General features: G+C 59.9%; 9 protein-coding genes. 1 reads left to right on the forward strand and 8 read right to left on the reverse strand.

Annotated features, from left to right (window positions below; all coding sequences use genetic code 11):
- Nucleotides 1-44: 44 nt before the first annotated feature.
- Entirely contained in the window at nucleotides 45-2,546 is a 2,502-nt protein-coding gene (gene gyrB, locus GH664_RS06285) for a DNA topoisomerase (ATP-hydrolyzing) subunit B (protein ID WP_153167203.1), read from the forward strand.
- A 736-nt stretch (nucleotides 2,547-3,282) separates the two neighbouring features.
- Here gyrB and GH664_RS06290 read toward each other — a convergent pair.
- The 8 genes from GH664_RS06290 to GH664_RS06325 form a co-directional block, all read right to left on the reverse strand.
- Nucleotides 3,283-3,609, reverse strand: coding sequence for a hypothetical protein (locus GH664_RS06290; RefSeq protein ID WP_153167204.1), 327 nt, complete (start codon nucleotides 3,607-3,609; stop codon nucleotides 3,283-3,285).
- Between the two features lie 885 nt (nucleotides 3,610-4,494).
- On the reverse strand, nucleotides 4,495-5,256 hold the full coding sequence (locus tag GH664_RS06295; protein WP_153167205.1) for a hypothetical protein: 762 nt from the start codon (nucleotides 5,254-5,256) through the stop codon (nucleotides 4,495-4,497).
- Between the two features lie 21 nt (nucleotides 5,257-5,277).
- Nucleotides 5,278-8,640: a Swt1 family HEPN domain-containing protein gene (locus GH664_RS06300; protein WP_153167206.1), complete on the reverse strand. Its 3,363-nt coding sequence runs from the start codon at nucleotides 8,638-8,640 to the stop codon at nucleotides 5,278-5,280.
- A 69-nt stretch (nucleotides 8,641-8,709) separates the two neighbouring features.
- A complete protein-coding gene (locus tag GH664_RS06305) occupies nucleotides 8,710-10,446 on the reverse strand; it encodes an FHA domain-containing serine/threonine-protein kinase (protein ID WP_153167207.1) in 1,737 nt (578 codons plus the stop codon).
- Between the two features lie 77 nt (nucleotides 10,447-10,523).
- Complete coding sequence (locus GH664_RS06310; protein WP_153167208.1) at nucleotides 10,524-13,424, reverse strand: DUF1156 domain-containing protein; 2,901 nt, start codon at nucleotides 13,422-13,424, stop codon at nucleotides 10,524-10,526.
- Nucleotides 13,425-13,499: 75 nt separating this feature from the next.
- Nucleotides 13,500-14,138, reverse strand: a complete 639-nt coding sequence (locus GH664_RS06315) for a hypothetical protein (RefSeq protein WP_153167209.1) — start codon at nucleotides 14,136-14,138, stop codon at nucleotides 13,500-13,502.
- Nucleotides 14,139-14,188: 50 nt separating this feature from the next.
- Nucleotides 14,189-18,460, reverse strand: a complete 4,272-nt coding sequence (locus GH664_RS06320; RefSeq protein ID WP_153167210.1) for a sacsin N-terminal ATP-binding-like domain-containing protein — start codon at nucleotides 18,458-18,460, stop codon at nucleotides 14,189-14,191.
- Entirely contained in the window at nucleotides 18,457-22,062 is a 3,606-nt protein-coding gene (locus tag GH664_RS06325) for a helicase-related protein (RefSeq protein WP_228111402.1), read from the reverse strand. The genes GH664_RS06320 and GH664_RS06325 overlap by 4 nt, the downstream gene beginning before the upstream one ends.
- Between the last annotated feature and the right edge of the window lie 322 nt (nucleotides 22,063-22,384).

A 22,384-nucleotide genomic window follows, 5' to 3' on the forward strand; every position in this document is an offset into this window, starting at 1 on the left:
CGCTTCACCGCAGCACCCGTTCTTTACGAATCACCGAGATGACCATGTCCGAACCGCAAGACCAGCCCACCGCATCCGCCAAGGCGCACGAAGACTACGACGAATCCAGCATCCAGCAGCTCGAAGGGCTGGAGGCGGTGCGCAAGCGCCCCGGCATGTACATCGGCGACACCTCCGACGGCACCGGCCTGCACCACATGGTTTTCGAGGTCGTGGACAACTCGATCGACGAGGCGCTGGCCGGCCACTGCGACGACATCGTCATCACCATCCACGCCGACAACTCCATCTCGGTCTCCGACAACGGCCGCGGCATTCCGGTCGGCGTGAAGATGGACGACAAGCACGAGCCCAAGCGCAGCGCGGCCGAGATCGTCATGTGCGTGCTGCACGCCGGCGGCAAGTTCAACCAGAACAGCTACAAGGTGTCCGGTGGCCTGCACGGCGTGGGCGTGTCCTGCGTCAACGCGCTGTCGAAGTGGATGCACGTCACCGTCGCCCGCGACGGCAAGCGCCACCTGCTCGAATTCGAACGCGGCAAGCCGCAGAACCGCGTCATCGAGGTCGTCGACGGCGTCGAGGTCAGCCCGGCGCGCGTCATCGGCGAGACCACCAAGCGCGGCACCAAGGTGCATTACCTGGCCGACGACGAGATCTTCGGCACCATCGAGTACCACTACGACATCCTCGCCAAGCGGCTGCGCGAGCTCTCGTTCCTCAACAACGGCGTCAAGATCCGCCTCGTCGACCAGCGCACCGGCAAGGAAGAGGACTTCGCCTTCGCCGGCGGCGTGAAGGGCTTCGTCGAGTACATCAACCGCGCCAAGACCGTGCTGCACCCCAACGTGTTCTACGCCCAGGGCACCACCCGCATCCCCACCGGCCACGGCCACGACGCCGAACTGGCGGTGGAAGTGGCGATGCAGTGGAACGACAGCTACCAGGAACAGGTGCTGTGCTACACCAACAACATCCCGCAGGCCGACGGCGGCACCCACCTCACCGGCCTGCGTGCGGCGATGACGCGCGTCATCAACAAGTACATCGAAGAAAACGAGATCGCCAAGAAAGCCAAGGTCGACATCACCGGTGACGACATGCGCGAAGGCCTCGCCTGCGTGTTGTCGGTCAAGATGCCCGACCCCAAGTTCGCCAGCCAGACGAAGATGAAGCTGGTCTCGTCGGAAGCCCGCCCGGCGGTGGAAGAAGTCGTCGCCAGCAAGCTCGGCGACTTCCTGCTCGAAAACCCGATCGACGCCCGCACCATCTGCAACAAGATCGTCGAAGCCGCCCGCGCCCGCGACGCCGCCCGCAAGGCGCGCGAGATGACGCGCCGCAAGGGCGTGCTCGACGGCGTCGGCCTGCCCGGCAAGCTCGCCGACTGCCAGGAGAAGGACCCCGCGCTGTGCGAGCTCTACCTCGTCGAGGGCGACTCTGCAGGCGGCTCGGCCAAGCAGGGTCGCGATCGCAAGTTCCAGGCGATCCTGCCGCTCAAGGGCAAGATCCTCAACGTCGAGAAGGCCCGCTTCGACAAGCTGCTGCAGAGCCAGGAAATCGCCACCCTGATCACCGCGCTGGGAACGAGCATCGGCAAGGACGACTACAAGCCCGAGAAGCTGCGCTACCACCGCATCATCCTGATGACCGACGCCGACGTCGACGGCGCCCACATCCGCACCCTGCTGCTCACCTTCTTCTACCGCCAGATGCCCGAGCTGGTCGAGCGCGGCCACATCTACATCGCCCAGCCGCCGCTGTACAAGATCAAGCACGGCAAGACGGAGATCTACATCAAGGACGACCACGAGCTCAACGGCCACCTGCTCAAGCTCGCGCTCGACGGCGCCCGCCTGACCCCGCGCGACGGCGCCGCGCCCATCGTGGACGAAGCCCTCGGCGGCCTGGCACGCAGCTACCTGCTCGCCGAAGCCGTCATCAAGCGTCTGGCCAGCTACATCGACCCCGAAGTGCTGCAGGTCATGCTCGCGCACGACCTCGAAGTCAGCCTGGAAGACGAAGCCGCCGCCCGCTCCTCCGCCGAGCGCATCCAGGCCCATCTACCCGAAGGCCTGCAGATCTACGCCGAATTCCATGAAGAAGCCGAAGGCTGGCGCCTCACCATCGAGCGCATGCACCACGGCAACCGCAAGTTCGGCTGGGTGGAGCACGACTTCCTCGTCTCCGGCGACTACCGCAGCATCCGCAATGCCGCCGAAGCCATCTCCGGCCTCATCGGCCCCGGCGCCGAAATCCGCCGGGGCGAAAAGCGCCAGCCCGTCACCCGCTTCGCCGACGCCATCGGCTGGCTGCTCAATGAGGTCGAACGCGGCCTCACCAAGCAGCGCTACAAGGGCCTCGGCGAGATGAACCCCGAGCAACTGTGGGAAACCACCATGGACCCCGCCGTGCGCCGCTTACTGCGCGTGCAGATCGACGACGCCATCGCCGCCGACGAGATCTTCACCACGCTGATGGGCGACAACGTCGAGCCAAGAAGGGCGTTCATTGAGGGCAATGCGCTGTATGCGCAGAACATTGATGTGTGAGTTGTTGTAGCGGCGTGTAGGTTCTCACTCGTTCTGAAATTTTTCTCACATCGGTGAAATAGATTTCTCAAGAACGATGAAAATAACCTACTGCCGGACAGGAGCCGGGGGGCGCGCGGTAGATACCGAGCGTGCACCCATCTTCATAGACCTTATACCGGAGAGCGCAGCGACAACACCCCACCGAACGCTATACGGACGGTGCGTTGCCGACGGCCATTCATGGCGGAAACCGGCCCGAAGAAGAGTCGCGACCTCGTAGTGACGTCGCGTCGCCCCCACAGCTCGGACCGGCTCCAGCGCTGCTGTACGACGTCATTCTCTGCGACCTCGCGTTAGGCCGTCTCTCCGCCTTCTGCTGCGCTGCACACCCAGCAGAAGGCTACGGGGCACGTAAGGTGTCTTTTCAGATTGATCAGGGACTGGCAGCACGCGTGACTTACGAACCGCAGAAGCGGTGGGCCACCAATGTGAAGCTTAGAGGGAACTCAAACGTGGTTCTCGGACACCGTAGGCCGGGACGAGAAGCGAACCAACTAGCGACAGATGCGACCCTCTTCGTCTCTCGCATCATCATCTCTAACCGCGTGAAGCGCCTTCAATGCCCTCCGTGCCTTGGCCTCTATGCGCTGCGCCTCACGCTCAAGCTCAGCCTGCGTCGCGGTCACAGACTGCTGTTTGGACAGTTGATCGAGAATCCAAGTCTGAACTAGTTCGTACTTTGGTCGCCTTGATGTCATCGACTTCCCCCATCTCCGTCCTCAACGCCGCTTAGGCCCTTGAGTGCCATGAGGTTGTACTCAAGTCTCATTCTGAGAGCAAAACTCTCAAGAAGTTCGCTGTAAGCGTGCTCGTACCGCCGCAAGAAGCCCCTTGGCTTACTATAGAGCAGCGAGACCACAAAGAACATGTCGGGATCAACAAGGCGAACTGGGTAGCAAATCAGAGATGCATCCTCATAGTCTCCAACGCTGCCCTCTATGACAAACTGGGGACGGGGCCGCCTGAGTTCCTCGGCTGTACTTTCGATCACTACAATCCTTCCAGTTCTCACCGCCGTCATGATGCCAGACTCCCGACGGCTCAGAACGTCGCAGGATGTGCGAACTCCTAAATTTGAAGGAAGGTGGCATACGATCTGCTCAACCTTACCCTCGCGAACAAGGGAAAGATTTGCCCTCAAATCTGTTTTCTTCGACCGCGGACTGGCGCTAAGGAGTGAATAGAACAACTGCCAAACACCCTGCGTCAGACGATCTAATTGGGCGCGCGGCTGAGTAATTGCACCAAAGATACTTCCTGGCAGTGACTGCTCTTGATTTTTGCCATTCCCTCCTTTCAAGAGTAAGAGCCTCTCCCCGAAGCGACGCTCCTTCCGACCAACAACCTCATCAAACTCCGTCACCATTAGCGCAAATGCTCTCTCCCAGTCAGGTGGCCCCTCACGAAGCGCAGTCGCCAGTATCGACCTCGCCCAGATCAACCCTAGCGTCCAAAAGAATCCTCCCGTGAGCGATAGCGCGGGGTTTGCCTCTAGCATGCTCGCAACCAACGGCCAGTTGGTACGGATGCTTGTCGCAAACTTCTCAATAGAGAAATAATGCGTCACCAGCGCTGGCGGTGCCGAGATAAGCAAGGCCCAAATCGCCTCGAAGAGCTTTGGGTGACCCCACACAACGCGCCGCAATACACCTGCAGCTCCATGAAATTGTCGGACGAAGCTTCTTAATCTCTCCGAACTTGATTCCGCCTTCCGCTGATTCGGCGCTTTTCCAGCAGGCCCACTACGTTTATTTTGTCTGCGTTTCGTTGTCACGTTTCTTAGTTTTTATTTATCACATTCTCTATAAATGCAACTATTGCAAACCCAAGCTGCACAGGACTCTTCCGCGGCAATGCTAATGTGCAACTTACCTTTATCAGCAAGCAAGAGACCAACAGCTAGTTCTCAACCTAAAATTCCTACAGTGCGCGGGATGACCAATTGAACGTCCTCCCCCGTCCAAACGGCGCGTCCGCTTAGCATGCGAGCGCTGTCGCCCTGGTTCCACATCTCTAAGGGAATGTCCTCGATCACGTCCTCAATGAAAACGTGCGTACCCGGCTCCAGGCCTTTTGGAAGTACGTAGGCGGCAAGCGGGAAGGGTCGGTCAGGCCGCACCCAAAACCAATCAGCTACTTGCTCCCAGGGTGACCTCCCGTCGGACTGAATCTCGCGCTGATCTTCGGCGGGGGGAAATCCGTCTCGATAATCCCCAGACCACCACAGTCGCCCAGTCACCAAGTGCCGATAGACGATAAATTTTCGATCTCCGAACTCATTCTCGGTGCCTACCCGGCGAAAGACCAATCGTTGCCCCTGCGATGCCGCGTAATCCATTGTAGGGAGGCTTCGAGCAGTCAGCACGACCGGCAGTTGCTCCGGATTCCCCTCATGGATACCAGGTGTCCGCAGGTAAACAAGACGCCGAGCTGTGGGTGTCGCAAATATACACAGTCGCGGATTTTTGGTGAGAGCACTCCTCAACTGCTCGTCCGACATGTCATCGATACAACGAACCGTAGTTTCGCATATCGAGCAATACCTATCGGGCTTCCCGTGATCCAAACGGTCCAACTGTTCAGGCCGCATCGCGTATGGACAGTAGACCGTCTTGATAAAGGCCCCGCTGTCGTCATACAAGGCGTTGGTCAGGGCATCGAAAATCATCACTCCCTCCTCGATAAGCACTCAGTCCCGCTCAAACCCCTGCGCGTCAAAACGCAGCGTCCTCGCGTTCTCGGTGACAATCCGCACAACTTGATCCGACACCCCATTCGGCAACGAAGCCTCGATCTCAAGGGTGACACGCACATTCGCGCCCTCAAGGCCGAGCAGATGAGCGATCACCTCCTCTGCGATTCGCCCGGCGTCACGCCCAAGTCTCGTCGCGTCGAGCGCGACCGAACCGTGGAAACGCCTCGGGAGCGCTGCAGCCGCGGTTCCTGAGTACCCTGCCGCGGTCGTGCTCGTGCCACTGCCGCCTGGAGGCTGGGCGATCGGCTCGGTCGCCCGGAACACTGCTCCTGAGGCTCCAGCGGCGACGCTAGTGCCTACAGTTGGTTGATACTGCGCCGCGATCTGCTGTTTTGCGACATCCGGTTTGACCAGAAGCCCACCATCGTCGGGCTGCAGTGCAAACCGCTGGCCGCTGCGAAGGCCGCGGTAGCGCTGAGAGCCTTCGTCGAAACTGTCCGCGTAGGCGAACGAATCGGTCTCCCACGTGAGCAGACCCAGACCATCTTCGATCGCCCTCCACAGCACGATGCTGGAGGCCAGACGAGGCAGATAGACGTAGCGCGCGAAATCGTCAGCCAGTTGCTTCACGGACGCATGGCTGCCGCGCCAGAGCGGCACCTTGTCCATCTCCATACGCAGCATGGTCCCAGCCAAGCTGATCGCGAGCAGATCATCATTGCGGAGTTTCTTGCTGGCACGTGCCGCCAGCGCTTCCTGACCGCTCAGCTTCATGACCTGAATCTCGACCGCCGCCTGCGGATTCGGCTGCACCGGCACCAAGAGCCACTGGAAGGCCTCAGGGAGACGCGCCACTACGGCACCCTCTGCCGCTCGCCGCTGCGTTTCCGCCTGCTTGACCTGATGCGGAGAAAGATCGAGTTGCTCCCGCTCTTCGAGGATCGAACTCCAAGCCAGGTAGCGACGCAGGGCTTCGTCAAGGTCCTGGAGACGCGTGCTGTCGGGTGCGAGGAAGACGAGGCTGTTACGGTAAAGTCGGGGGGCGTTGCCCCGCGACTCGAGAATCGCCTTGGCCGCCGTCAGTGCACCGCAGCGAGGATCTTTGCTATAGGCACATTCGGGCCCAAGCAGAACCAGCTTGGCCTCCGTGTCGTCGGGGACGTCGCTACCTGAACCTGGGATTGGATGGACCCGGCTAAACTCACCGCGATGCTCGATATCCCGCCGCAGCCGCAGTTCCAGCTCATGATGGACCGCGTCCGGATCGCGCTTGAGCTGCTCGGCACGGTCGTCCGCGAGCTTGGTGACGGTCGGTTGGGTGTCGTACCAGTACCTCGGCCCATCGGTGTAGAGGTATGTGGCTGCGGACGTAAGACGGCGCAGCGCATCGCCAAACACCGCTGGCGACTCACCCGGCATCACGCAGCCCAGTTTCACGCGCCGATCCTCAAGCCCGCGGTTCGAGGCGCCCGCGGTAGGAGCCGAACCCAAGTAAATGGTCCGCGCAACGCGCCGAGTCGCCGCAAACTTGCCGAGGTTGGGCACATCGCCGTCTATGCGCAGGGGCAGGGCGTTCGGACCATCGACGTCCTTCGCGAGGATCGGCTTCCAGCTATCCGAGAGATAGCGCGTCAACTCGTCGCTGACACGTGGGTCATCGATCGGAATGTTCGCAGGAAGGATCAGCGGATTGCGGTCGCCCCGCTCCCACAAACTGTGAATCACGGCTGCCATCAGACGCAGCACACCACGAGTGCGCTGGAATTTCACCAGCGTGGACCAGTCCGTATAAAGCCGATCGAATACTTCGGGGTGGATCGGGTACGCTGCCTTCAGTCGGGTTTCGTACTCCGCGTCCACGCATTCGGGGGGAAACTCTGCTCGCTGCGTGCGATAGAAGTCGAAGAACTCGCGCGCCACGGTATCGCGCGCAATGAATTGCTCTCGTTCGATCAGCGGCTCGAACAGGCGTCGGCGCACGATCTCGAAACCTTCTTCGGTGCTCGCCGGAGCCCAAGACGACTCGACCCGGCCGATAACGTTGCGCAAGCGCGCAAGTGCAGCCCGACCGCGCTCTCCGCCAACCTCCTCGTCATCACCACTCGCATGCGGTGACGTCGCTGTATCCGAAGCGGGCAGGCTAATGACGAGAAGCGCGTTTTTGGCGAGCTTGGCAGACTCCGTCAGCGCTTGTGCAAAGCTGAAATGGGTTTCGAAATTGCCGCCAGGCAGTTCCGTCACATCGTGGAGCTGACGCGCATACGCCACCCACTCGTCAATCAGGATCAGGCAAGGGCCATACTCGTTCATCAACTCGCGCAGCGCATCGCCCGGGCTGGTGCCACGTTCATCGTCGGCCGCGATCCTTGCAAAGGCCTCCGCCTTACCGAGTTGCCACGCCAGTTCGCCCCAAAGGGTACGGACCACCGTACCGTCCGGCTTGACGGATGGATTACCGGGGGAGATCTTGTTGCCGACCAGCACCACACGACGCACGGCAGGTAGTCGGCTCACCCCCACCTCTTTGAGCAGCGCATCAACGCCCATGAGCTCTGCTGGCGCCACCCCCGAGAACAGGTGATACAGGGCGAGCATGGAGTGGGTCTTGCCGCCCCCGAAGTTCGTCTGCAGTTGCACGACAGGGTCGCCGCCGTCGCCCGTAACGCGAAGCATTGCCCCCTTCAGGAGCTGCTTCAGGCTCTCGGTCAGGAAGGTGCGACGGAAGAACTCGGCCGGGTTGCGGTATTCATCCGAGCCTTCGTTCAGATGCACCTGCCACAGGTCCGCAGCAAACTCCGCCTGCTGATAGCGGCCACTGGCGACGTCGCGGTGCGGGCTCACCACCTCGCGCCAGGGCTTCAAGGTGCCGCTGGCCTGCGTCTGGATGGCCGTGCCCACCGTCTTGCGCTTTTCGTTGCGCATCTGCTCGTCGAAGATGAGACGACGCAGTTCCATCTTCATGCGGCCCACTTCGTCGGCCTGCGACGCAGACACTGCAGTCAGCAGTCGCGCGATCGAATCGAGTGCCCGATCGGTATCGTCGCTCGAGAATGGATCTTGATGAGCCCAACGGTTGCGGTACCCACGGAGCTCCCCGACCAGTCCGCGCTCCGCCGGGCCCAAGGTCTGGCGAAACACCTCGTTCCAGGTCTCCCACATCAGCTTGAGCAGGCTGGCTGCGTCCCAATCGCGAATGGACTTGTCCTTGGTGAGGGGATCCTCGGCAAAGCTGCGCAGAGTAGCGAGCCCACGGCCCTCCTTGACAGCCAGTGTCGTCTCGCGATCCACAAAGGGAGCAAGTCCGGCTTTCAGCAGATCGAGCGCCTTACCCACCCGCTCCTGGTTGGTCATTGCCATGTCTTTGGTCTCTTTTTCATTCCACGATCATCGCTCTTCGACTCGACTAGCCGTTGATCGCCTCCAACATCACAGAAGCAAGTCGTCCGACGCTGCAATGCGCACGGTCTCCTCGCCAAGCGTGAGATCGTGGACGCCGTCGAGAAATATCCGCCCCTCCACCGGCTGCCCGTCCAGCCAGCTCCCGAAGGTACTTCCCAGATCGCAAAGCCAGACGTCCGATGGGTAGTTGATGATCACCGCGTGCCGGCGGCTAATCGACTGGGCCTGAATCTTAAGCGCATTTGCATGCAGAAACCCGATCGAAATGATCGGCTCCGACGACTCGAGCACGTCGCCGGATGTCCGACGAAGGACGATCCCATTCGGCTTCGCCGACGCCTTGGAGAGATCGAACCGGTAGTCCTGAAACAGCAGCTTCGATTTGAGTGAGGGGCCATCCTCCGCAGCCCATGAACGAGGCTTCTCGCGAGCGACGGTCAGGTTGTAGGCGATGAACGGATTGACGATGTTGCTCTCGTCGATATCTTCGAGCTCACGCGGGCTATAGCCGCCGTTGAGCAGCCGGCACAGGAACCGGTTGTTCCTGAAGCAATCCCCAGGGGCTCGTTCGTTCATCATCGTCCGTGCGAGATCCTCCCCAGCTTCGAACCGATCGGTAAGGAAGTAGCACTGCAGCAGAAGGTTATAGGCCTCGTAGTCGGCGGCACTGCGGTCGAGGTGATCGGTCAGCAGGGAGATTGCGCCCGAAATCCGACCCTCCTCGATGTTCAGGCGGGCGAGTTCCTTCTGAACCGGTGTCCGCGGGTTGATGGCCAGGGCTTCCGAGAAGTGCCGCCGGGCCTCACGGACACGCCTGATCTGCAGATTGAAGCGCGCTGCGGCAAGAATCGCCGAGTGGCACTTCGGGCTCAGGTGCAATGCCTGATTGATCGCACGCTCAGCCTGCTTCCACTTCTTCCTGGCAAGCAGGTTCTCTGCCTTTTCCGCCAGGGCATGCGCCTTGATGCGCTTCGCATCGACTACATAAGGGACGTGCTTGCCACGGATGGCCTCGGCAAATTCTGTCGCCGTCTGGAAGCGCATCTCCGGCGTCGGATGCGTCGCCTTCAGCAGCACCTCCTGCTGCCAACGTGGCAGAGACTCGGGCACAAAATCGTGTGCTAGCCTCGCTTCCAACGCCGCACGAGCAGAGAGATCCTCGAACGGATGCCTTCCGGTCAGCGCCTCCTGCATCGTGAGTCCGAGCGCATAAACATCCACCCTCGGATCGCTACTGTGCACCCGCTCGCCCAACAGCATCTCAGGCGCCATGTAGAGCAGCGTCCCGGTCGCCCGGTTTGCGACACCGAAGTCGCCGAGCTTGATGCGCCCTTCGCCGTCAAAAAGCACATTCGCAGGCTTCACATCATGGTGAACGATGCCCCTGTCGTGCACAAAAGCCAGCGTATCGCAGAGGTCCAGCACCCACCGAACGACATCCTCGTTGGAGAAGTGCCGCTCACCATTGAGACGCAGATGCAGGCTACCGCCCGCGCAGTGTTCCATGACGAGAAACAGCCGGCCATCGCGTTCGAAGTGGTGATGAAACGCGACGACGCCCGCATGCTGAAAGCGCGCAAGCGTCTGCATCTCCCAGATCAGATCGTCATGATCGTCCGGATCGTTGCGGCTGAGCATCTTGATCGCAACCCGACGCCCCGGGATGACTTCGTCCTCGGCAAGAAACACTTCGCCAAAGCCCCCGCTTCCAAGCCGGCAGAGAACGCGATACTTGCCATCCAGCAAATCATCGACCGCAATCACGCCCCAGCCTCACCACACGATAGTCAGCGCCACCGAAGCGTTGCAATCTCTGCCTGCGAGTCATCCCAATGCCTCGGTCAAAAAAGCTCGCCCGGGCGCGTGGCGATCTCGGCAACCGGAATCTCATGCGCCAACCGCTGGATCTCGGGCCAGCTCTGTACCAGCCCGTTGTACGAGATGGCTTCCTGGGTACGCCGCTTTCGTTCGCAGATCGTATAGAGCCGATAGCACAGCTCACGTGCGGTTTCAGCCTGGCTACCCAACTTTGCGACCAGCGTGGCCGCCGCACCCTCGCCATACGCTTCGAGCACGCGTACGAGCTGATGAACCATCTCCCAGACGGTCAGGCGTTCGTCGCTCACCGGATCCCAGTTTGGAGGCAGTTCGCCCGGCTTCAGCAGTCGCACCTTGCCCTTCGCAGCGACAGCAATGCCCGCCTCAACCAGACCACTGACCGCCGTGTTCTTCGCTTTGGACAGCTGCTCGGCAAGACCGAACTCGCCCTCATCCAAACCGAGTTGCTCGAACCACGCCAACGCCCAGCGGCTATCTGCGTCGAAATCACCCTCCTGCTCGGCCAGCGCCTCGTCCAGAACCTGGTTGATCAAGGCCAATGCAGAACGGACTGTCAGCGGCTGACCTTCAGCGTCGAGCACCCGAGCATAGCGGGTGTATACGGCCATGCCCGGACCAATCGCGGCCTGCGCGAGGTCGACAGGCGCAATATTCCCTGCCTGAAGGTGGCGCAACGCATCCGGTAACTCGGCTTTCAGGGCCGCAACGAACTCGCGACGCGTAGCCGTTCGTGCGTCAATCTGACGGGAACGGCACACCAACACAATACTGGAAGCGAGTGCATTCGCACCCGAGCCAATCATTCGATTCGCGAGCTCCGTTCGCATCGGCCAGGTGCCGCTGATCGCAAAGCCCGCCTCGATCACGGCGGCGAGGAAGGTGTCCCACCCCGTGTTTGTCGTGCCATCACTCCCATCGCTCTCAGACTGCTTGAACGCGTAGTAGATAGTGACAGGGTAGGCTGGATGTGACTGCTGCGCGATTCGATGCATCGCGTGCGTCATGCCACGGAGGAAAAACTGCTCGGCGTGATCCTTGCTGCCATGTCGGTACGGACTCGCAACCAGCTCCTCCGCCTTTGGTACCGTTATCGTTGCGAATAAACCCGGGAACACGGCGCGCAGCGTGCGACGCAGCCACACATAAAAAAAATCGGACAGGTCTGCATAGCCTATGTTGTCGTAATATGGTGGGTCTGTGGAGACTACCTTACCTGTACTAATAGATTGGCAGGTCGCATCCAACTGTAGAGCGTGGCCACCGCTAGTTCCGGGCAAAAGCTCGACAGCCTTCGAACTCCATTCAACGTTGTTCAGCCAGTTACCACTTGACCCAGAGAATGGATTCCCCTCCGCGAAATCCCAAACCATTGGAATTGCCTGACGCCCAAATGTGTTGCGAAGCGCCTCCATCTTCGGGCTGTTATCCCAAGAACACACTGTCGAACCACGATCGACCGTACGATCGAGCGCAAAGGCTAAATAAAGACTGACCGCTTCGGCATAAGCGGTTGCACCTAAACCATCTTGTTCTAAACCCCGTCCGTCACGTATTAGTCCAGAAGAGACGGCATCCCGTTGGATTCGTTCACGGACATCGCCAACCAGTTTAGAGAAAGTCGTCAGCGCAACAAGTTGGCGGTCAGTAAAGAGGTCCCCGAGCCTGGTAAAGCCATATTGCACAGTCCAGAAGTTACGAGGGTCGTCAGGCAACGGCGAGTCCGGCCGCCATTCCGGACTGGTCGCATGCGCTGCGGCCTCATGTTCCGCAGTTGGTTCGAGGTAAACGCGGCCACGAACACCTTCTGCAACAATTGCCATCAGTCGCGCACCAATACGGCCTGCCCTTCCCTCAGCCTTGATGTAGTCCCCAAGTATCGGCGCTTCAGAGATCAAGCATTTGAAATTGGCACCGCGCGAAAGCTTGGTCCCATTTTTCGCCGCTACTGCATTCACCGGCTTGCCCGTCTTCACGGTAAATCGGTAGCTGCCATTCTCAATTAATGGCTCGACATAGGCCTCCTTTCCAGGCTTGGTCGAGAGCATAAACGTCGAGGCGAGCGGGACGTCCACATTGGCGAAGGCAGGGTTAGGACTCTTGACCGTGCGGGCCCAGAGCCAGGCAATCACGGTCAGCTTCTCACCGACGTAGGGACCAAGGTCGGGGCGCTCCTCGACCATCTCGGCGGTCACCTCCATCTTGGGGTAAAGGTGGCCGATCCGCTTCTCGGCTTCGTCCCGCATCCACTGACCGTAATAGCGCACGTCCTCGGCCAGGCCCTGAGCACCCTTCCACTCGCGCTCGAACAGCCCGCCTTGCTCTGTCACCATAGGATTGACGGGCGGCTTGCCAGCGAAGCGCGGGGGGATCTCGATCATGGCCTTGTTGATCAACACGGCCACCGGGTTGAGGTCGCTGGCGCAGCTTTCCAATCCCAGCCGCTGCGCTTCCAGGGGCAATGCACCTCCACCCGCAAAGGGATCGTGGAAGGCCGGCAGCGTGTGGCGGTCGAAGAGTTCTTTCGCCCGAGGATGATCCGCATTGGCCGCGCAGGCATGGCGCCAGCTCTGCCAGATCTCGTCGCGTGCGGCCTGCAGCACCTCTTCGTTGTTCGTGTTCTCCCAGCGGACAAGTTCCTCGATGATCTTGAACAGGCGCTTACGTTCTTTCTCCTGTTTTTTTTCAGTCGGGAAGAGGTCTGGATGCGCCGAGGGGTCATCCACCATCTGCGCGAAGATCACCGCACGCGCAGCCGCTAGCGGTCGCCTCGCCCACCATAGGTGGAGGGTGGACGGGTGACCGTGGCGGATGGACTTTTCACGGGCAGCAGCCTTGTTGATGGCTTCCAGCGGGAGGGCGACTTCGATGAGCTTCTTTCTATACGCAGCAGACGTCTTTGTCATTCTTCATGGCCATACGGTAGGGGTAGGTGGCGGGGTATCTGGCACGAGTCATCCCTTCACCAGAGTTGGTTCCGGCTACTCAGAACTCTGCCTATAGGTGGAACCCAGTGCAGCACGAGCCTCCGCAAGATCTTCATCATTAATCCTATTGCTTGCATACAGCATCATGAGAATCTGAGTTGGCCCTCCTATTTCCCTCCCTCCCTCATATCTACTACCTCCGGACTGAGTGACTCCAAAACGTCCCCAGAAGTCCTTTTGATTCATACCGGTAAGTTTTCTTGATTCACGGGGCGCAAGAACAAAGGATAGAGGACTATCCTGAGATAGCCCTTGAAGCCTCGCCTTCCCCCTTGCCACCCTTTGAAATAGCCCCGAGGACTTTGGAGTAGCAGTCCTTGGAAGCCTTTCGACTATTCTTTCAATAGTCTCCAATAGATCATGAACAACTGGCTCAATTGTTTCCGCAGCTTCTACCGGAACCTCAATCTCCCTTCGCAGGCGATCTCGCTCGTAAATCAACGACTCAGGAATTGTCACACCCTGACTCTGAAGCCGCGCAATCGTCTTAATGATCTCCCTAAGCTGCGCTTGCTTCTCGGCATCATCCATATCATCCTGAAAGATGCCCACGCTATGTGCTATATCATCTAGCAAACCCGCTAACAGCCGAGGTTCGTTTAAGAATTTCCGAACTTCATCTTCTTTCTGCATTTTCCAATATCACCCGAGTGTTCTTATCTATTCCACGCAAAGAATAAGCTCTACTCTGAAGACGCAACCTCTAGATCATTTCTTATAGCCAAGCGGTAAGTCGCTGGGTAAATTCCCAAGTGACCTTCTTCGCGCATGCGCTTGAGCGCAGCACCTGATACTTCGATAGCGCCCCCTTGCGGATCGGCGAGGATCAGTGCGTGGGTGTCGGGTTGTGCATCAATCAAGCTCCAAAGCGCGGCCTCGACCTGCAGTGCCTCATCCTGCAAGCAATGGTCCTTGGCCCAATAGTAACGGACCACCTCGCCCGATCGCGTACGGCGTTCCCAGTTGAAGACGCCGCTATTATCTTTGGCGAGGGTGCTGCCATCCGCGTGGCGAAAGCGGTGCGGATCGACGCGCTGAAAACCAGCCTTCGTTGCAAAGCGCTCGATGATGTCCTGTTTGTTGGGTCGCCACTGTGAGTTGGATGTAGCACGGCGCGGAGCGGGCGCGGGCAGATCGCCGTCGTCGTCGCCCTCGAGATCCCGCAATGACGGGCTGGTCGGTGTTTCAAGCAGTGCCGTCCGTTCCGAATCCCCACCGGCCGGTACCCGATCCGCTTCCGGATTCTCCAATCTAGACGTTTCTGCGCTCAACTCTGGCGGCTCACCGTCTTCGGATGCCACCGCATCTTGCGCTTGAAAAGGAGTTGCTGCGTGCGCGTCATCATCCGCTGGAGTAGGAGCCGGCTGTTCATCCGCCAAACTGAAGTTCTCCTCCAGATAGGCGACGACATCGTCGACCGATCGGCCAAAAGAGTAATTCAACGCAGCAGCGATATCAGCGTTCATGAATGTCTTTCCAAGCACATCGGGAACGAGGCGGGCGAGCTTCGGGATGGGCAGGTCTTCCGTGTAGAGCGCTCTATCGGTCCAGACAACGGGAGTTCGACGCGGCACACCAGCCGGGACACCCTTAACATAGGGCACGGTCTGCAGCCCAGGCGACACGAACCAGCGTGTGTTTGCCAGTTCCTCTGCCAAGCCGCGAACCCGCTCAGTTTCCTCTGCAGTTGCAAGCTGGATGCGTGTCAAAGTGCTTCCTGCCGACGTTATCCAAGGTGCAGCCCTCGGATGACCAAGCGGCTGGGGGCTGCGATCGAACCGGTCTTCAATGTGCTCCGCAAGGGAGGGAAGATTGCTGAAGGGCGCCGCGTCGAGAAGGTCGACGGGTAGTTGCCGGAAATCCCCTGTCTTGCGTTTGACCCAGTCGTGGAGATGCTCCCACGCAACCAGCGAGCGCATAGCGACCGAGTACCGCAGTTCCTCAACTGGCACCCACTCGTTTCCCAAGCTCAACCAATGCTGGCACTCGTCCCAAATCCGCAGCGCGTGGCGGGCAAGAAGAGCACGCACACGCTTCTGCTCCTTCGGCGGCAAAGACTCGCCCGACGGTAGCGTGTTCAACCATTGGATAGCCAACTCTCCAGTGGGTCGCTCGGCAACGCCAACGCGACTCCAAAGCATGAGATCGCGGAGCGCGCTTCGTACCGTCGCAGCACCCGGCACATCCTCCTCGTCGGCATTGAGAAAGACGGCGCGGGCCGTGACCCACTCGCTCTGCTCCGTGAAAACCAAGGCCTCCGTTCCGAACGCCACCCGGATATCCATCACCGCTGCAGTCGAACCATGAGCGACCATCTGATCGAGCCGTCGATACCACTTCTCAACCTCGGAAATCGGCGGCAACGCGCTTTTCGAAAGCGCGCGCAGGCGGCTAATAAGATGCTGAGGGCCTGTTGGTGTGTCACGAACTCCAAGCGCGACCAAGAGCGGACGCGTACTCTCCTGGTCGAACCGAATACCGACAAAAGGCTCGACGTCCAGCAAAGGCTCGGTTTCTGGAGTTCTGCGCGTGAGGTCTGCAGGCTTGTGAAAGAAGCCACGGGTATCAGGCAAACATGGAAGCTCACGGAACTTGAGAACCCAGTCCGACTGTAGCGTGTCGTAATAGACCGAGCGAGTCGTCCCCGTCGTGGCAATTTGAACGATGCGGGCGGTCATGGCCTTGGACCAGAAGCTCTCTGGCTGGCGCATCAGAGCCTCCGCAATACGCCCCCAGACTCGCTCATCCTCTTTGGCCAGAAAGTGCCAATAGCGCCACAGCTCCTCGTCAAAATCCCAATCCTCAACGATGAACTGGTTTGTGACATATCCGTAGGTCGGCTTGCCGGTGCCGCCCCGTCGCTCGATCTCGCGAACAACCGCTGCACGCTGAAAGAGACTGGTGCGCTTGGCCTTCAGCCGTGGAAAACCATCCAAGCCGGAGCGACCGGATGAAAACCATTGCTTCCACTCCTCAGCCGTGCAGGACTGGTACGTCTCGCTGTAACCCTTGTGGAGCAAACGACCCGCCTGCCAGGCTTCGGGAAGCAAATCTTGAAGCGCGCCATCGACATCGAAGACAACTCCGTCGTCAGGCGCATGCAACCGGTTATCCTGAGTCACGTAGCGCAAGAACTTGCCTGCAACAATATTCAGCTTTGCGCAAATCTGGGCAAAACGAATGCAATCCGGGATGTTTACCCTTTGCTGGCGGAAGAATGTGAGCGCTGCTTGCTCGATGATTTTGCCGATTTCCGACGTGCTACCGAGACCGATTCGATCCAACAGCGCGAGCGCGGCCTGCGGCCCGCTCGCCTCACGCGCCGAAGTTTGCTGACGCCCCTGGGGAGCGAGTTCCGAGAGAAACCGGATCCAGCCGCCGTCTACGGTCCGCAGGTAAGAGGACAGAAAAGCCCAATCGGACTCGGACTGAAGTAGCTTCCTTTCACCAATACGGGCCACTTCGGTTGGCGCGAACAATTCCGACGCACCTTGTACTGGCACAATTCGCAAGCTGGCGGGTTCATTGCGATACGAGTAAGACTGAGTCATTGACTCGACGTAATCCCAAAGTCGCAACAGCGATGCCCAAGTTTGCGGACGGGGCAAGGCATGGCGCTGCAGTACCGTGAAGACATGATCACGATTGCAGGAGGAGATCAGTTCCCAGTCCTGAAGCGTTTGTGTGGCTACATGCGACACATCACGTGCCAGCGCAGGGCGCTTGTCGACGTCAAAGTAGTTGGACACCACCTCTTCGGGCCAAACATCGAGCAGGTGGCCCGGATATGAGATCGCACTCCTCGCAGCGACCAGGCGTCCAGAGTCTGTCAGCAGGATGTTCTCGCCTTCGATCGCATCGGAGAAGGCGCCTTGAACGATTGCCGCGCAGGTTCCCTCCGGGGAGAAATCCTCTCCATCAACATCTGGCATCAGCGCATAGGCTTCGGCGCGTTCCGCGACGGTCAGATCTGCAGCTTGAAGCCAGGACTGCATGACCGACGCTGCAAGCTTTCCCGCCCTGTCGAGCAGCCAACGATTGGTAGGGGAGGTTTCCGGCGGCTTGATCTTGAATCGCGCGGGATCCTGAATGAACGGTGCGTTACAGGCGAATGGGAGCTGGGTCTCGACGCCGGTGGGCAGAACTACGTACAGCCGACCCGGTGCGCCAAGCACTATCTCGACCCGGCAGGGAGGAAACTCGACATCCTGCTCTGATGTCAGCAGGCGTTCGTTCCGGATCTCGGCCAACGCCTCAGCGGGGAAGGCCTCGGGCTCCGAACGCGCGACGAGAAACGCATCTTCTTCCGAACCGTTAAGCGCCATCCACTCAGTGTTAGGAACAGGTCCGGGTCGAAGGTGTGTCCACCTGATCTCCTTCTCGCCGATCTTGATATGGCGGATGTTGCGGAAGAACACTAACGAATAGGGACTCTTGAGCCACTCCTGCAAGTTCTTCTCGAGCTCGGTGCGCCTCTGACCGTCCTTCAACTCCACGCGGATATGCGTTCTCGGGTCGCTCGACGTGACCTGACCGAGCCAAACGGGTTCTGTGAACCGCGCGCGACGAAATGCGACGAAGAGTGTCGGAGAGCACAGCTCGACCTTATCACCAAGACTGAACGTGCTCTTGAAACCAATGCCCCGAAAGCCAATCGTGTGCAGAGCACGCTTGTTCGAGTAGCCGAACCGGCAGAGCGAAGCGAAGTGCTCCTCGGCAAAGTCTTCGCCGTTGTGCGAGAAGACAAAAGCGTTGCCTTCGAACCGGACCGAGGCCGTGGTGGCGCCCGCATCGTCAGCGTTCTGTAGCAACTCGGACAGGACATGTCTGGGGCTTTGCACCTGTGCGAAGAGCTGATGCCACGGACCAGCGAGCTCCGGATCCGCTTCAAGCTGTGTCCAACGCCGAGCGGCGTTCTCCCTGATCTTGTCGAAATACGGGGGCTGTTGGCTCATCGCGGGGACTCGGCGCGGGAAAGAAGGTCGGAGAGCGAGTAGTTAACGCTGGCTGCACCAAAATCGGGTTCGCGCTGGAAGGGCTCGCGAACGTAGTGCACCCTGTGCTCGCCCCCCTCGAGGAACTCGACGATGGCGAGGATGAAGTCGTCCGGCTTGTTGAGGCAGTAGAGGATCTCGTTGCGTGTCACCGTGATCGTCGTGGCTCCCGAAACGCGGCCTTTGACCTCGAGGAAACGCAGCCTCCCCGTGCCGGGGATCCGGCTCTCGATGTCATACCCGAGTCTTTCGAACTCGCGATCAACCGGGTCAAAACCAAGCCGGCGCTCGACCTCCATGACGATTCTGCGCGCCTCTGCAGCCGCTGCCTGGGTATCAGGCGATGCTGGGTCGTCGGCCAGAGTGGTGCCGTTCAGCGCACGGATCAGGCCGATGGGGACAACAAGCACCCCACCGAGTGCAACCGGCGGCAAGGGTGAAATCTGTGCTTCAAGCCGCAACTCCTCCAGACGACGTTCCAGTCGCCCCTGCAACAGGTCGGCACGTTTTCGCGCCTCCCCCGAGTTCAACCGCGCGTTCGTTTTTCCAGCCTGTTCCTGATGCTTGAGCTCTTCAGCGCGGTGATCCCAGTAAGCGATTTCCTTCATCAGGCGGTCCTTGACCGCCACTTCCGTCCTGCGCAGACGGTCCAGCCGACTATCGCGAATCTCGCGAAGGTGTTCCGGAACAACATGGGCGATCGTGTAGCCGACAGCCGTCTTCTCCAAATCACGCGAGATCCAGGCAGCCTCATGGTGATCGAGGATCTGCTCCACCGTCACCTCATCTGGCTTGAGAGGCCGGTAGTCGAGATAGGGTGCGTAATGAATGTGGCGTGTGCCGCCTTGCCCATCCAATTCAACATAGAGGATGCGCTTCGAGATGACTCGCCGCTCACCGGCTCTTGTATGTCCCGCGTCCTGTATCGCGTGCTCCAGGTAGAACAGAACCCTTGGCTGAGTCCCTTGGTCGCGCTCATCGACCAGAACCGCACCTCGTTTAAGGAGGTCACGATTGCGCTCGAGGGTAAGGTCTATGACCGCATCAAGTAGGGGGTGCCCAGGGCAGACAAACGCTGCCATCGGCATTCCCGAAGGTGTCGTCAGCTCCTTGGAAAAGGCGATACGCTCGTAACGCGGGAGCACCGGCTCACGCAGCCCAATCACGCGGTCACGATTGCGGATTGGCGCAGGAACATGCGTGATCTCGTAGCGTCTCGGTTCGCGTTGTTTGGCGCTGCCCCCCAGATACTTGAAAGCCTCGGTGAAAAAGGACTCGATGTAATGCGGCTGTAGCCGGCGCGCATCAGCACGCTCCATGTCTTCGTGAATGCGCGCGACGCGGCTGGCGTCCATTGCGTCGTGAGCCAACGCACGTTCTTCGAGGAGTGCCTCGAGGTGCGCGCGGTCCATCGCCTGATCGACGACCGTCGTAAGGTATGCTTGCACATCCGGGCGTTCGCCATACCGGATCGCCTCGATGAGAAGATCCCGCAGGGGCTTGCCCTCGAATTGCAGCTTGCCAAGGACATCGAAGACGTGACCGCCAAGCGCTTGCCTGGCCTGCTCCAGCTTGTCTAGGAGACGACGATAGACATCGCCCTCACGCGTTTCTTCCGCCACCAGATTCCAAAGATGGCAGACCTCCTTCTGTCCGATTCGGTGGATTCGGCCGAAGCGCTGCTCGAGACGGTTGGGGTTCCAAGGCAGATCGTAGTTCACCATCAGGTGGGCGCGCTGCAGGTTGATACCCTCGCCCGCAGCGTCGGTCGCTAGAAGCACCTGGACCTCGGGGTCGTGTCGGAAGGCCTCCTGCACCTTGAGCCGCTCCTCGCGCCCGACGCCGCCATGAATGCTCACGACAGCATTCTGCCTCCCCAGCAGTGCGGTAATACGCTGATGGAGATAGTTAAGGGTATCGCGCTGCTCGGTGAAGATGACCAGCTTTTGCCGCGGCGAAGAAGAGGGCTGCGGTGCTGCGTCACCGCCGTATACGGCGTCCGGCTCGGCTGCAATATTGGCGACGGACGCGGTCGTGAGAATCTCTCCGAGCAGTTCCTTGAGTTCACGCCACTTGGTATCAGCGCCGCTACGCCGAACACTCAGCGCAAGGGACTCAAGCGACTTGAGCGTCTCGATCTCGGTCTTGAGTTCAAAGATCGTGCGCGCAGCGGTCGCCTGATCCAGCACCTGCTCTTCAGCCGCCTCGACCTCATTATCGGGCGCATCCTCAAGGTCCTCGATGTCCTCCACGTCGAGAGCACCGTTGTTCGCGATAACCGGCGCAGTGCCTGTCCCGGCTCTTTGCAGTAGCTCCATCTCACGCAGGCGGCTTTCCAGCCGTTCCCGCCGGCGACGCAGCGACTGGTAGATTGCCTCTGGCGACGAGGCCAGTCGGCGCTGAAGCACCGTGAGGGCAAAGCCCACAGTGCCGGCACGCTTGTCATTCTGGAGCGCCTCGGCACGGTTGAACTCGTTGCGCACGTACTCCGTAACGGCCTTGTAGAGCTCACCTTCGGCGGGAGAGAGCCGATAAGGGACGGTGTACGCGATCCGCTCGGGAAAGAGCGGCGTGCCGTCGAATTTGAGCAACTGCTCCTTGGTCATTCTGCGCATCAGGTCGCTGACATCGGCCTGATGGACTCCATCACGGAATCGCCCTTCGAACCGGTCCCCGTCGATCAAAGCCATGAAGAGCTGGAAATCTTCCTCCTTGCCGTTGTGAGGGGTGGCCGTCATCAGCAGGAAATGTCGTGTCAGCGTCGACAGCAGCTGACCGAGACGGTAGCGCCTCGTGTATTTGATCTCGCCGCCGAAGAAGGTGGCGGACATCTTGTGCGCCTCATCACAAACGATCAGATCCCAACGACAGTCGGGGGTCTTCAACTTCTCCTGCACATCCTCGTTACGAGACAGCTTGTCGAGTCGGGCGATGACGAGATTCGTCTCCAGAAACCAGTTGCCGGTGCGCGCAGCCTCCAGCTTGTCATTGGTGAGAATCTCGAAAGGCAGGTTGAAGCGCCGGAAGAGCTCGTCTTGCCACTGCTCCGCGAGACTCCCGGGGCAAACGATCAGGCAGCGCTGCAGATCGCCACGGGCCACCAATTCCTTGATGAGCAACCCGGCCATGATGGTCTTGCCGGCACCCGGGTCGTCCGCAAGCAAGAACCGCAGCGGCTGCCGCGGCAACATCGACTCGTACACTGCTGTGATCTGATGAGGCAGGGGATCCACCAGTGAGGTGTGGACCGCCAGCACTGGATCGAAAAGGTGCGCAAGACGGATACGTTGCGCCTCAGATGCCAGCCGGAAAAGAGCGCCATCACCATCGAAGCTCCAGGGCCGTCCGACCTCAACGAGCTCGAGGCGTGGCTCGTCATGTCGGTAGAGCAGTTCGTTTGCCACCCTCCCACTGGGCGTCTTGTAGGTCAGCTCAAGCGCCTCTGACCCGAACCACTGAACATTGACGACGGTGACGAGTGCGTCCGGGATGATCCCGCGAATGGATGCGTTCGGTTGAAGTTGTTCTAGTGTAAGCATGGTGAGCAGCGGTGGCGTGATCATGACGGTCTGCCCGCACCTGACAGCCCAGGTTCGAGATGCGCTTGCGGTCGTGCGGCAGATCGGTTGGGGGGTATGTCATTTGCGAAACTAGCATGACATGCGCGGGAGCGCTGCACGAAAAGCACTAAGGACGCGGATTCGCACAGCGGCCGGTGAAACACATCACTCACGCGATGCTTCCATTCCATCTGGAACTGGACGTTGATCCCTCACAAACCCCGTGCAAGGATATCCAGGAGCGCGGTGTCCGCAACTACACGCACAGCACACGCGACGCCCTGGAGCGCCCACGCACCCTCAAGGTAGGAGGCCGGACCTACGT

The sequence above is a fragment of the Thauera sp. 2A1 genome (assembly GCF_009469595.2).
Lineage (GTDB): Bacteria > Pseudomonadota > Gammaproteobacteria > Burkholderiales > Rhodocyclaceae > Thauera.